The 13548-nt window shown below is 41.2% G+C and carries 14 protein-coding genes; 12 read left to right on the top strand and 2 right to left on the bottom strand.

Annotated elements, in window-relative coordinates; all coding sequences use genetic code 11:
- The 8 genes from IGI49_RS13655 to IGI49_RS13620 all read left to right on the top strand — a co-directional run bounded on the left by IGI49_RS13655 (window position 1) and on the right by IGI49_RS13620 (window position 6708).
- Window positions 1-357 (top strand): PTS glucitol/sorbitol transporter subunit IIA, encoded by a 357-nt coding sequence (locus tag IGI49_RS13655; RefSeq protein ID WP_429962144.1) that lies wholly within the window; start codon window positions 1-3, stop codon window positions 355-357.
- 42 nt (window positions 358-399) lie between these two features.
- Window positions 400-1344 (top strand): sugar-binding transcriptional regulator, encoded by a 945-nt coding sequence (locus IGI49_RS13650; protein WP_429962143.1) that lies wholly within the window; start codon window positions 400-402, stop codon window positions 1342-1344.
- Between the two features lie 578 nt (window positions 1345-1922).
- Window positions 1923-3173 (top strand): NAD(P)H-dependent oxidoreductase, encoded by a 1251-nt coding sequence (locus IGI49_RS13645; protein WP_429962142.1) that lies wholly within the window; start codon window positions 1923-1925, stop codon window positions 3171-3173.
- A gap of 60 nt (window positions 3174-3233) precedes the next feature.
- Window positions 3234-3614 (top strand): transcriptional regulator GutM, encoded by a 381-nt coding sequence (locus IGI49_RS13640; protein ID WP_207703958.1) that lies wholly within the window; start codon window positions 3234-3236, stop codon window positions 3612-3614.
- A 15-nt stretch (window positions 3615-3629) separates the two neighbouring features.
- Window positions 3630-4163 (top strand): PTS glucitol/sorbitol transporter subunit IIC, encoded by a 534-nt coding sequence (gene srlA / locus IGI49_RS13635; protein WP_207703959.1) that lies wholly within the window; start codon window positions 3630-3632, stop codon window positions 4161-4163.
- Window positions 4164-4178: 15 nt separating this feature from the next.
- Entirely contained in the window at window positions 4179-5252 is a 1074-nt protein-coding gene (gene srlE / locus IGI49_RS13630) for a PTS glucitol/sorbitol transporter subunit IIB (protein WP_429962141.1), read from the top strand.
- A 29-nt stretch (window positions 5253-5281) separates the two neighbouring features.
- Window positions 5282-5635 (top strand): PTS glucitol/sorbitol transporter subunit IIA, encoded by a 354-nt coding sequence (locus IGI49_RS13625; RefSeq protein ID WP_429962140.1) that lies wholly within the window; start codon window positions 5282-5284, stop codon window positions 5633-5635.
- A 104-nt stretch (window positions 5636-5739) separates the two neighbouring features.
- Window positions 5740-6708, top strand: a complete 969-nt coding sequence (locus IGI49_RS13620) for a sugar-binding transcriptional regulator (protein ID WP_429962139.1) — start codon at window positions 5740-5742, stop codon at window positions 6706-6708.
- A 71-nt stretch (window positions 6709-6779) separates the two neighbouring features.
- On the opposite strand, the gene IGI49_RS13615 is transcribed toward IGI49_RS13620, so the two are convergent.
- Window positions 6780-7493 carry a tyrosine-protein phosphatase gene (locus IGI49_RS13615; protein WP_429962138.1) on the bottom strand — a complete coding sequence of 238 codons (714 nt, stop codon included), beginning with the start codon at window positions 7491-7493 and terminating at the stop codon, window positions 6780-6782.
- 170 nt (window positions 7494-7663) lie between these two features.
- On the opposite strand from IGI49_RS13615, the gene IGI49_RS13610 reads away from it, so the two are divergent.
- From IGI49_RS13610 to IGI49_RS13595, 4 genes are read left to right on the top strand one after another with little or no spacing between them, the layout of a single operon-like run.
- Entirely contained in the window at window positions 7664-8731 is a 1068-nt protein-coding gene (locus tag IGI49_RS13610; protein WP_429962137.1) for an ABC transporter substrate-binding protein, read from the top strand.
- Between the two features lie 22 nt (window positions 8732-8753).
- Window positions 8754-10409 carry an ABC transporter permease gene (locus IGI49_RS13605; RefSeq protein WP_207703965.1) on the top strand — a complete coding sequence of 552 codons (1656 nt, stop codon included), beginning with the start codon at window positions 8754-8756 and terminating at the stop codon, window positions 10407-10409.
- Complete coding sequence (locus IGI49_RS13600) at window positions 10402-11454, top strand: ABC transporter ATP-binding protein (protein WP_429962136.1); 1053 nt, start codon at window positions 10402-10404, stop codon at window positions 11452-11454. Before IGI49_RS13605 ends, IGI49_RS13600 begins: the two co-directional genes overlap by 8 nt.
- Complete coding sequence (locus tag IGI49_RS13595) at window positions 11445-12338, top strand: metallophosphoesterase family protein (RefSeq protein ID WP_429962135.1); 894 nt, start codon at window positions 11445-11447, stop codon at window positions 12336-12338. The genes IGI49_RS13600 and IGI49_RS13595 overlap by 10 nt, the downstream gene beginning before the upstream one ends.
- Window positions 12339-12401: 63 nt before the next feature.
- Here IGI49_RS13595 and IGI49_RS13590 read toward each other — a convergent pair whose 3' ends face one another.
- On the bottom strand, window positions 12402-13328 hold the full coding sequence (locus tag IGI49_RS13590; protein ID WP_429962134.1) for an alpha/beta hydrolase: 927 nt from the start codon (window positions 13326-13328) through the stop codon (window positions 12402-12404).
- Window positions 13329-13548 lie beyond the last annotated feature (220 nt).

Below are 13548 nucleotides of genomic sequence, written 5' to 3'. Positions count from 1 at the left end.
ATGCATCAAACAAAAATTACTGAAATTGGATCGATTGTCGAAGATTTCGCTGAAGAGTTTTTGCTAGTGCTGTTTGGCCCGGAAGCGACAGCAGAGTTGCGCGACATTTGTGTCATTCATGAGACAGATCAACGCCCGGCGGATGCCTTAAAAAAAGGTGGCAAGCTGACCATTGGCTCACAGGAATACACCATTTTGGAGGTGGGCAGCGAAGCCAATCCTAATTACCAAGCACTGGGACATATTTCGATTTATTTTAGAGATAGCGCAAACAATGAAATTTTGCCAGGTGCGATTTTGGTTGAACCAAAAGTATTTCCTGAGCTGAAGGTGGGAGACGACATTACTTTTAATTAGCTGTTGGGGAAATCCTGTATCTCATATAAGGAGAAACTAGCGATGGATATAATAGAAGAAAAAAATATTGTCAAAATGGCCTGCTTGTATTATGAGGAGGGATTGACTCAGGCTCAGATCGCCAAGCAGGTAGGTATTTCTCGTTCACTGGTATCTAAATTACTGCTGGATGCCCGCGAAGAAGGTATTGTAGAAATTACCATTAACAGCAAAAACGCCTATACCTCGATGCTGGAAAGAAAGCTGGAAAAGAAATATAGTTTGGCAGCGGCCGTTATCATTGATTCCAAGGATCTTACGATTGAAGAAATCGAAAAAATGACTGCAAAAGCTGCTGCTTACTATTTAAATAAACAGATGAAGCAGGCTAAAAGTGTCGGGATTTCTTGGGGCAAGGCAATTAGAAGAATGGTAGACTATTTTCCTTACAGCAATCATTCCTCCCTTTCAGTTGTCCCGCTAATCGGCGGCATGGGAGATGATTTCGTCAACATCCACTCCAATCAGTTAAGTCATGATTTGGCTAAAAAGGTTCGCGGCAAGTCAAAATATCTCTATGCACCCGCGCTATTGGCAAACGAACAGCTGGCAGATGCTTTGAAAAGCAACCAAGCGATTGAATCAGTATTAAGCGATGGTTTAAACGTAGATATCGCAGTTGTTGGAATCGGCAGTCCTTACAAGCGAAGTACAATGGAAGAAATCGGCTATCTTTCCCAAGAAGATATCGAAGAACTCCGCAACAGCCAAATCGTTGGTGATATCAATTCTCGTTTTTACAATGCACGAGGAGAAGAGGCTGCCTGCAAAATCAACCGAAGCATCATCGGAGTGAACTTGCCCGCTATTAAGCAGGTTCCCCAGGTATTAACGATTGCTGCTGATGACCAGCGGATAGAAGCAATTAAAGTAGCCGTAGAAAATCAGCTAGTCAACGTACTAGTAACTACCGATGCGATTGCTTCAGAATTATTGGCTGACGAATAGAAATATTCTAAAAGAGCATTCCTGCTCCTAAAGCAGGGATGCTCTTTTCATATAAAAATCACAAAATTAACCGATTCTCATCGTAATTATTCAATTAACTCATCGTTTTTTAACTAAAGACCAGCTATAAATAATCAATGTGTAAACGCTCACAATGAAGGGGATAATGAAGAAGAAGATCGGCTCTAAAATACTTGGAAATTTTCAAATCATTTCTACTATTCACAGTAAAGGAATCAAAGCAATTCAAGTGAATAAATGATCAATCTTTTAAAAAAAACTAAAAAAAGTGATCTTTATAGTCAGCGCTACTTTTATTTTTGGTTATTTAATAAATAGTTCGATTTCCATATTATATAATGGATAAAGCAAAACCAAATGGATTAAAGTGGATTTTAACAAGCTTTATCACCTTTTCTATAAGGTTTTTGGCAATAGTAACATATGTTCCAATCAATATAAAAAGTTCAAAAAATAAAAGAAAGCGTTGACATGTATTTGGTCCGTGTTATACTAAGGTTGTCTTAAGGCATATGACAGTTTAGTTGTCATATGACAACAATATGGAGGGGTTCACAATGACACTTTATGGAAAGCTTTTGGAGAGAGAAAGAAACAATGCCCCAATTAAGGTCGGAGTAATTGGTGCAGGACAAATGGGATTTGGAATGATCGCACAGATTTCTACTATTCCTGGCATGGCAGTCACTGGAGTCAGCGATATCAACCTTGATGGAGCGAAACGAGCAGCTGATGCTTACAATGCAAGTGCAGAAAAGAAAGTCGATATCTTAACCAGTTCAGATTTTAAAGAAATTATTCATTCAGATAAAGTAGAAGTCATCGTTGATGCAACGGGTGTACCAGAAGTCGGCGCTCAAATTTCCTTAGAGACATTGTTAGCTAAAAAACATTTGGTATTACTGAATGTAGAAGTGGATATTACCATTGGCCCTCTAATGAAGAAAATGTATGATTCAGCGAACTTGATTTATACCGGATCTGATGGCGATGAGCCAGCAGCAACGACTGAGCTGTTCGAATTCGCTAAAAGTATGGGGATGGAAGTCTTAGTTGCTGGTAAAGGGAAGAACAACAAATTAAAGGTTGGTGCAAATCCCGATACTGCTCAAGCTGAAGCAGATGAGAAAAACATGTCCAGCCATATGCTGGCAGCCTTCCAAGATGGAACCAAGACCATGGCAGAAATGAACTTATTATCCAATGCAATCGGCTTTGTTCCTGATAAAGTAGGAATGCATGGAATCAGCGGTGATGTAGATTCAGTAATTAAGGATCTAGATACGAAGGAAAATGGCGGTATCTTAGACAAATATGGTGTTGTAGAATACGTAGATGGTTTAGCACCTGGGGTATTTGTCATTGTAAAAGGCCAAAACGAAGGCGTACAGCACGAGTTAAGCTACTTAATGAAGAAGGGTGATCGCGATCATCATATCTTGTACCGTCCATACCATTTAGCCAGCTTAGAAACACCAATCACTATTGCGAAGGCAGTCTTAAACCACGATCATGCGATTGTTCCATTGGGGGCACCAATCTCTGAAACAGTAGCAGTAGCGAAGAAAGACATCAAAAAAGGGGAAAAAATCGATGGCATCGGCGGCTACTGTGTCCGCGGTGTTCTGGAAACCCACGAAGACATGGCTAAAAATGGCAATGTGCCAATCGGTTTAGTTGGTGGTTCATCTGTTGCCAAACGCGACATTAAGGATGGAACCTTCTTAACCTATGACGATATTGAAATCGACGAATCAACTACGGTTTATCGTTTACGTAAATTACAAGATTCTACGTTTGGCGAGTAAGCAACAACAATAAAGCAGATGGGGGGACGCCCTTGTCTGCTTTTAGAAAGGAAGAGCCTTATGGGTGGATTTGTTATACTTTTAGCTATATTGATGATGCTGCAAAGTGTTTTTAGTGTTGTTCAAGTCAAATACTATCAAAGCTTTATCCGTAAAATTACGACTGAACAGGCCGGCACGGACTATGATTTTTATACAGAAGTAGTGAAGGGCCGAATGCTGCGAACGATCGTAGCGGTCGTAATCGACAAAAACGGAAAAGTCGTTCAGTGCTATTGCTGCAGTGGGTTAACGATCTTTGCCAAGTTCAAAGAGGACCCCGCTTACCAAGGCATGCACTTAGAAGAATTTTACAGCAAGAAGCTGCAAGAAAATCAATTATCGAAGATTGAAGAAGCATTGTCAAAAATCTACTCACGGAAATTGGAAGCGGTTACCTAAAAGGAGGACTTTACTATGAAATACATTGAATGGGCAGGAAAAAACTTTATTGGTTTGTTTGAAGCAGGCGGCGAACAATTTATGGGCTATATGACCGGGATTGTTCCACTATTAATTGTACTATTAACCTTTACTTATTCAGTTATTGCATTTATCGGGGAAGAACGTGTTGACCGAGCAATCCGCTATTGTTCTAAATATATGATCTTGCGCTATTCATTGATGCCGATTTTAGCTGTTTTAATGCTGACCAACCCAATGGCTTATACCTTTGGGAAATTCGTTAAGGAAGAAGAAAAACCAGCATTTTATGATGCAGCAGTATCCTTTGTTCATCCCGTTACCGGCTTGTTCCCTTATGCTAATGCAGGTGAATTATTTGTTTACCTTGGAATTGCCAATGGGGTAATGGAAGCCGGCTACAGCCAATCAAGCTTAGCCGTTCGTTACTTCTTAGTTGGGGTAGTGGTTATCTTGATGCGGGGAATTGTCACTGAGCGTTTGACCAAGTTTATGATGGCCAAAGAAGCTAAAAAAGCGCAAGCATAAGAAGGAGGAAGCGGCATGTATAAAACAGTCTTTGTAAAACCGGGAAATAAAGGTTGGGGTGTTGGATTAACCCTAGTACCATCAGAGAAAAAGAATAAAGTTGTCTCAGTTACCGGCGGCGGCATCCATCCGGTAGCGCAGCAGATCGCAAACTTAACAGGCTGTGAAGCTTGTGACGGCTTTAAAAATGCAATTCCCGAGGATGAAACACTTTGTGCAGTTATCGACTGCGGTGGAACAGCGCGGATTGGGGTTTATCCGATGAAACGTATCCCAACGGTGGATATTTTACCGTCCTCACCATCAGGACCTTTAGCAAAACATATTACTGAAGATATCTTCGTTTCCGGTGTACGCCCAGAAGATGTAACCTTAGTAGAAAATGCAGACTTAGAAGACCGCCAAATGGCAGGTATCGACCATGCCCATGCAACGGGTGCAGACTCTGCAGCAGCAACCGAAGCAATTATCACTAAGCAAGACGAAGGCCGTGAATCAGAAGAAGAGTTCCGGGAAAGATATTCGAAAATCAAAGAAGAACATAAGCAAGAAGTAGCAAAAAAAGACAGCTTCTTAGTTAGCTTCTCTCGGGGAATCGGTAGTGTCATGGGAACCTTCTACCAATCTGGTCGTGACGCAGTGGACATGCTATTAAAAAATATCATTCCATTTATGGCCTTTATCAGTATGATGGTAGGGATCATTAACTACACAGGTGTCGGCGACTGGTTGGCAAATGTCTTGTCTCCACTAGCAGGCTCACTGCCAGGAATGATCGCCTTGTCGCTAATTTGTACGATTCCGATTTTGTCACCAATCTTAGGCCCAGGTGCGGTAATTTCACAGGTAATCGGGGTGCTGATTGGTACACAGATAGCAAATGGCTCTATTCCAGTACAGTATGCATTGCCTGCCCTGTTTGCAATTAATGGACATGCTGGTTGTGACTTCATTCCGGTTGGTTTATCATTAGGAGAGGCGAAACCTGAAACCGTAGCCATCGGTGTTCCAGCAATTTTATACGGCCGGATGTTAACTGGATTTACTGCAGTAATCCTAGCTTGGCTGGCAAGTTTCGGTATGTACTAAAAAGAGAATGAATGGGAGCGAATAACTAAATGGTAAAAACGAAGATTATAGAAATTGGCAGCATGGTACCAGCTTTTGAAGAAGAACAGTTAATTATTCTTTTTGGTCCAAAAGCAACGGCTGAATTAAGAGATATCTGTTTGATTCATGACTTTGAAGATACACCAAAGGATGCTTTAAAAGTTGGAGGCAAAATAAAATTCGGAGATCAAGAATTTACAATTGATGAAGTTGGCTCTCAGGCGAACGCAAATTTTGAAGAATTAGGTCATATTTCCATCTACTTCCGCAACGAAGTCGGGGATGTTCTACCAGGCGCAATCATTGTAAGCCCTGGCGGATTTCCAAAATTTGAAGTTGGCGATACAATTGAAGTATTGTAATTAAACGCGACCTCCCTTACACTCTAAGGGAGGCTTTTTTTTCAATATCCAGCTTCACAAAATAGGAAAAGCTTGCGAAGCTTTTACGGCGAGGGGCGTTTAGGATGGAAAAGGGTAAAAATAATAATCGAGACTTAGTAAAAGTAGCAACCATGTACCATAAGGAAAACATGAAGCAGTCGGACATTGCAAAGCGCTTAGGGATTTCACGATCATTGGTTTCCAAATATCTCATTGATGCAAAGAATCAAGGAATTGTGGAGATTTACATCAAAAGCGAAAGCGCTTACTCGGTCGAACTGGAGCTTCAACTGGAGCAGCTTTTCGGATTAACCAAAGCAGTGGTTTTAGATACCAGCACCCTGCGAGAAAATGAAATCGAAAAAATCATTATCCAAACAGCGATTACCGCCTATAAAAGGGATATCGCCAAAGCTGAAAAGATCGGCTTGTCATGGGGGAAAATTTTACGTCGATTTGTTGATGAATATCCTTACGAAAATCATCCGGACGCGTGTATCATTCCTTTGATTGGGGGGATGGGTTCTGATTATGTCGATATCCATTCCAACCAGCTGGCCTACGACCTAGCCAGAAAGCTGAGAGCCAAGTGCAAATTCTTATACGCTCCGGCTTTGGTGGACAATCCGCTGATTAAGGACAATTTAATTAACAATGTAGCCATCAAAGATGTACTGGAAGCAGGCAGAGATGTCGATATGGCAATTGTTGGTTTAGCTTCACCGTTCTCTGACAGCAACACTATGACCGAAATTGGGTATATTAGTGAAGAAGATATCCGGATACTTGCTGATGCTCAGGTGGTTGGAGATATTAATTCTAAATTCTTTGATGCAGAAGGAAATGAGGTTGCATGTACGATCAACGAGAACGTTATTGGCGTTAGCTTGGAAAGTATTCGCAATATTCCTAAAGTCGCGACCATTTGTTACGAAGATACTAAGAAGGAAACGTTGTATGTGGCGATGAAATCTAAGGTCTTCAACTGTGTGACCGTGACCGACGCATTAGCAGAGTATTTGATTAATCGGATACAGCAAGAAGGAAGTTAAATAGTAAAAAACCTCATTATCAGCAGAATACCGCTGTGTAGTGAGGTTTTTAATTTATTATAGAAAAATTTTCACGAGACTAAGAGATGTTTCAATTGCAGCAGTTCATCTTCCGTGAAGGACAATTCTCGGAGGTAGTTGCCGATTGTCCCGTAGGCAGCATGAAATTTTTGATGAAACTGCTCCATGATTTCAGGGTAAGAGTGGTAAACATTCAACAGTTGTTTATTCTGTAAAATGCGGGAATCATGCTTAATATAGGTATAAGAAACCTGATAATCAGCAATAATCTCTTCAATTAATACCCCTTGCAGCAATAAAATCAAGTAAATAACAACACCGGTACGGTCCTTCCCAGCACTGCAATGAATGACTAGCGGATAATGCTCTTTTTGCAGCAATAAACGAAACAGCCGGCCAATTTCCGTTCTCCCACCTTCAACATACTCCAAATAACGTTCACTCATAAAGTAAGGATCCGTTGTTTGAGTACTTAATTCAGCCGCTCGACCACGATCCTGCTGGCCGCTGAGGTTAATGGAATAATAATGGTTTATTTCATCTTTATAAGGATTGGGTTCTCGTTCTAATTCAGCAGGTGCCCGCAAATCAATAATGGTTTGAAGGTTCAGCTTTTGCATAAGCTGCTGATCAGCAGGAGTGGGACCAAAGAGCATACTAGAACGATAAATGAACCCCTCTAGCGTTTGTTTTCCAAGAGCTGTATTGTATCCACCGACATCTCTAAAATTGACAATCTCCTCAAACTTGATTCGATTTCCCATATCATTCCCCCTTGCTGGAAGCTTAACATAGAACAATATTTGTTGAAAACGTTTTTTACATAATGTTTACAATCCTTTACTTAAACCTTACCTAGAGTTAACCATGAATTGAAATGAGTCCGCTAGAATAGGTGATGCTAGAAAACAATTAATTTAAGGGGGCTATTTAAGTGAAAAGGTTTAAAAAAGTATTGTTTTTAAGTTTGGCAGTTGTTGCGTTGGCTGCATGCGGGTCGAATCCAGCCGCTAATACGAAGGAAAGCTCGTCAAAAGCTGGAAATTCGTCGGAATCCACTGATCAAAAAGCGAAGTCTGATACCGGTGAGTTCACCTTATATACCTCCCAACCAGAAGAAGATGTTGCAAAGCTGGTGGAGACATTTAATGAAGAATATCCTGACATCAAGGTAAATGTTTTTCGTTCAGGAACAGAAGAAGTTATTTCTAAAGTTTTAGCTGAAAAACAAACCGGCAAAATTCAAGCAGATGCGTTGCTGGTATCGGACAGCTTTACTTTTGAAAATCTAGCAGAGGAAGATTTATTGCAACCCTATGAATCAAAAGAGTCGGCAGAAATTCCGGAAGAGTACGTGGACGATGAAAATTTATATACAGGAACGAAATTAATCGTAACTGGCTTAGCTGTAAATACTGACATGGTAGATGCAAATGATATTAAGGGTTTCGCTGATATGACAAACAAACAAGTAAAAGGCCAAACCATGATTCCAAGTCCGCTGTATTCAGGAGCAGCTTCCCTAAATTTATCGATTTTGACGCAGCAGGAAAAGATCGGCTGGGACTTTTATAAAGCATTAAAAGACAATGAAGTATTTGTAGGGCAAGGAAACGGAACGGTTCGTGATGCATTGATTAATGGTGAACAAGGCATCGGAATGCTGGTTGACTATATGGCTAATCGTGCGAAGCAAGACGGAGCACCAATAGAGTTTGTTTATCCAGAAGAAGGTGCACTCTATGTAACTGAACCAATCGGTATTATTAAGGATACGGCCAACGCTGCGCCTGCAGAAACGTTTGTTGATTTCGTTCTTTCAAAAGAAGGCCAAACGGCTGCTTCTAAAATGGGCTATACTCCAGTACGCCAAGGTGTAGCTGCACCAGAAGGGTTAAAAGGAGTCGAAGATATTGACCCGATGCCTTTCGATGAAACCAAAGTTTTGGAAAATCGAGATGCCGATAAAGAAAAATTTGCAGAACTATTTGGTCAAAATTAAGGAAAGATAAGGAGTTTTTCATATGTCCAAACCTATAAAGGGATTCCATTCTCTGCTCTTTTTTTTGATAGGTTTGTGTGTATTTATTTTGCCGCTATTCACGTTGTTTAAAATGGCGTTTGAAGCTGAGGGTTCACTGAACCTTCAGAATTTCAACGCTGTTTTTCATTCAGTCAGAACGGTCGGAGCGATCAAAAATACACTCATTATTGCTGTGGCTTCAACAATTATATCCGGTCTGTTTGGTGGGATAATGGCAGTAATCGTTGCTTATACCAACATTCAAATGAAACGGTTAATTGAAACGATGGTTATTTTACCTTACGTGATTCCAGGCTATGTAGTGACGTTGTCTTGGACTTCGTTATTCTCAGCAAACGGGCCGATTAATCGTTTATTACTAGAGCTATCGCTGTCCAAGATTAATATGTATTCAATCGGCGGAATTATTTTTGTGATGGGGCTCAGTAATGCTGCCTTGGTTTATTTGAATCTAGTAGATATTTTACGCAAGATTCCCCGAGAACAAGAATGGGCGTCTCTGATCTCCGGCTATTCGGTAAAAGCGACACTGAGAAATATCAATTTGCGCAGTGTGCTGTCGCCAATCATTAGTGGGATTGTTTTAGCTTTTTTGAGCTCAATAGATAATTTTGCCATTCCGGTTACGCTGGGAAGCTCCGCAGGGATTCAAGTATTAAGCACGTACATTTATGAAAAGGCAATCGGTTTTGGTCCCAATAGCTTTAATGAGGCTGCGGTGTTATCCATCATCTTAGCTAGCTTATCCTTTGTGACCTTGTTTATTCAGTGGCTGTTACTGAGAAGGACAAAAAGTTTGGAGACGGCCCCGCTGAACCATGAACCTCGCATATTATTATCAGAAGGAAAACGAAAAGCTTTGCAGTTTGGTCTGCTGTTGCTACTGTTTTGTATTAACATTGTTCCACTGATTTTTATGATGCTATCCTCTTTCCATTCGGGATACGTGAAATCCATTTTTGATATTTCGCATATGAGTCTGAAAAACTATCGGTTTATTTTAACCGCCCCAAGTATGTATCAGGGCTTTATTACCAGCTTTACGATCACGATTGCAGCTATCATTCTCTGTGTTCTTTTAGGTGTGTGGGTGATGCATTACAAGCAGCGGGTAAATGCTAAGGCAACATTGCCTATTGAGCTGGGAGCCTCACTAACCTATTCAACGCCCGGAATTGTCCTAGCTTTGAGTATGATTTTTTACTGGAATCAGGTTCCGAATGTTTACGGTACGTTGAAAATCTTGCTGATTGCCTACGTAACTCGCTATGCCTTACTGCTGCTGCGGGGAAGTAATACCGCCTTTTTAGCTGTCGATAGTGAGTTGGAGGAGGCCGCATTAGTTTCTGGCTCTAGTCATTGGGAAAAATGGCGGCGAATTCTGTTGCCTATGATTAAACATCAATTATTTGCCAGTTCATTTTTGATGTTCGTCGGAGCGTTTACCGAGCTGACTCTGTCTTCTTTGCTGGCAGCAGCAGGAACAAAAACGGTTGGTTTGACTATTTTTAATTTACAAACGAGTGGAGACAACAGCCTGGCTCAGGCCTATTCAGTAATAGTAACCTTGTTTATCTTAGTAATTCTAAGTATTCGTTCCAGTTTGGAGAAAAAAGGGAGGGTAACGAATGACTAAGTTGATTGTAGAAAAATTGTCCAAAATTTATTCGACAGCTGCCGCATTAGAATCTATTGATTTAGCGATCGATCAAAATGAATTTATCGCAATTTTAGGACCTTCAGGTTGCGGGAAGACAACGTTGTTACGTTGTATCGCTGGTTTTGTCGAGCCTACCAGTGGTTCTATTCAGTTCAATGAGCAGGCCTTCTATCAAAATAGTCGCCAAATCCCCGTAAATGAGCGGGAACTTGGGATGGTCTTCCAACAATTTGCCCTGTGGCCACACATGAATGTGCTGCAGCATTTGTTGTATCCTCTAAACAGCAGCAAGCACAAGCAGCTGCTGTCACAAAAGGAAAAAGAAGAGCGTATTGCTGAAATTTTAACCCTAGTAGAATTAACGAACTTTAAGGAACGGTTTCCCAATGAATTATCCGGTGGACAGAAGCAGCGGGTGGCTTTAGCCAGAGCAATCGTTTCAAAGCCGCAGCTGCTATTAATGGATGAGCCGTTAAGTGCACTAGATGCTCATCTGAAGGAAACCATGATCCGCGAAATCAAGAAAATCCATCAAGCAACCCAAGCTACTATTCTATATGTCACACACGACCAGAAGGAAGCAATGGCTTTGGCTGATCGAATCATTGTAATGAATCAAGGAAAGATTGAACAATTTGATACGCCTTATAATCTCTATCATTATCCGGCCTCTGAATTTGTTGCTGACTTTGTCGGCAAAGCCCAGCTTATCCAAGGAAATTGGCGGGGATCACAGTTCTATCCTGCGGGCACCGATACTGAATTTTTCTGGACAGGCCAGGAGGTGCATCCACATTTTAGGCAGCAGCAAACCTATCCTGTTCATCCTGAAGATTTTGTTCTCTCAGCAGATCAGGGACTAACGGTTCAAGTAATCGACAAACAATTTTTAGGACGAGAAACACAATACACCGTTCAACTGCAGCAGCAGGAAATGGTCATTTTGTCTCAAGATGCCCAAGCAGCCGAAATTGGGGACCAAGTAAGGATCAATCGGAAAGGCTATCAACTATGCGGTTAATGCGTTCGGAAAAAAACTCAAGTAGTTTCCGTATCCTTCAATTCACTGATTTACACCTGCGAACCTGGCCGCTGGACGAAGCGGATCAGCAGACTTTGCAAATGATTCAAGCGATGAGCAAGAAAGAACAGCCTGATTTGATTTTGTTTACCGGTGATATTGTTTGGAGCACTATTGCCGACGCTCCCTTGGCCATATTTCAAGAGTTTATTGATTTTTGCAATACTTTAGAATTTCCGATTGCTCTAACTTATGGCAATCATGATTCCAATCACCCGGCTATTACGCGAGGAATGCTGCGACAAAAAGAAATGGACATCAAATCTTTGGCTGAAAAAAAGTGTTCGTTGATTGCTAACGATCGGGAGAGCTATGTATTGGAGATATACAATTCAAACCAACTACAGATTGAACATCTTTTGTTTATTATTGATTCTGGTGAATATACCGACAGCCCCTACAGCCGGTATGATTGGATCCTACCCGAGCAAATCGATTGGTTTAAAACAACAGCTCGTTACTATCATAAACATAGCGCAGTGAAGAGTGCGTATAGTTTTTTGCACATTCCTTTGCAGGAGTTTATGGAGGCTTACCAAGTAAATCGTCCGATAAATAGTGTAGTGGACGAGTTACGAGTCGATAGTCCGGAGATCAATACGGGTTTCTTTGCCGCATTGTTGTTTGATCCCATAACTAAAGGAGTCTTTGCGGGTCATAACCATGATAATAATTTTCAGACGAATTATTTAGGATTAGAAGTCGTATTTGGACAAGTTTCAGGCTATGGAGCGATTAGTCAAAACAGAAGGGGCGCTCGTTTAATTGTTTTGGAGGAACAGCAGCTTCAGACCTCGATTCTATATGGTGAGAATTATTTTTAAGACGGGATAAAAAAACGAAGCGAAAACCACCTATCAATGTGGTATCGCTTCGTTTAATTTATTTTACGGATGAGCAGTCAAGAAATTCTCAACTGTCTCTTTGTATTTAGCTGGGTCTTTCGACATGGCTTGTGCATGTCCAGCCCCGGCGACAACATATTTTTCCTTTGGTGCATCGGTGGCTGCATAGACCTCATCTAGCATATAAAATGGCACGAAGTCATCCTTGTCACCATGAATAAATAGCATTGGAGTTGTATTTTTCTTCAATTGTTTCACAGCATCTGCTTCGCCAAAGAAGTAGCCAGCGCGCACCTTGGTCACTAGACTGGTTACTGGAATCAACGGAAATGAGGGCAGGTTAAACATTTCCTTCAACTGATAGCTTAGTTCATCCTTAGCAGAAGTATAGCCGCAATCCTCAATGATCGCTTTCACATTCTCCGGTAATTTTTCACCGCTGGTCATCATAACGGTGGCAGCACCCATACTAACACCATGTAAGACGATCGATTCATCTGAGTTAGTCTTCTTCAATACTTCCTGAATCCACTGCACGTAATCCTTGCGTTCATCCCAACCGAAGCCGATATAGTCCCCTTCACTGGACCCGTGACCTCGAGCATCTGGCACTAGCACGTTGTAGCCTAAGCTATGGTAAAGATCGGCATACTCAGCCATGTCCTCAGCTTTGCCCATATACCCATGAGCCAAAATCGCCGTCTTCTTTTCATCGTTGTCTGCAGGTAAATAGATCGCTGATAAGTCAAGACCATCGTCCGAAGTCAGTTTCCAGGTTGTCCGATTATTCTTATCGGTAAACCAAGATTCTGCTTGGATCAGTTCTTCAGTTTTCTCACTGCTGCCATCTCCTAAAAAGCTCTTTTCAGCCGGAACGACAGCGTAATTGTAAAAATAATTACCAGCAAATACCAAGCCAATGATCAAAACGATCACAACACCAATTAAAATTTTCATACTTTTTTTCACAAAACTGCTCCTTCATCATTTTCTTTCGTTCAAGCTTTTCAGCCTGTGTTCTTCACTTCGATAGCTTGTCTACTTGTTAATTATACTTGAGAATAGGAGGGACTGCCAAATGCAGAATTAGAGCTGCCTCCAAAATAAGGGAAACAAATTTATCATTGATCTTCGGATGTCTGCCATCCAACGAAACAGGCAGGCATTAAGAGAGCTTTAATCCAAAAAA

This window comes from Enterococcus sp. AZ071, assembly GCF_050499065.1.
GTDB classification, from domain to species: Bacteria; Bacillota; Bacilli; order Lactobacillales; family Enterococcaceae; genus Enterococcus_A; species Enterococcus_A ferrettii.
This window is presented reverse-complemented; position numbering and strand designations above follow the sequence as displayed.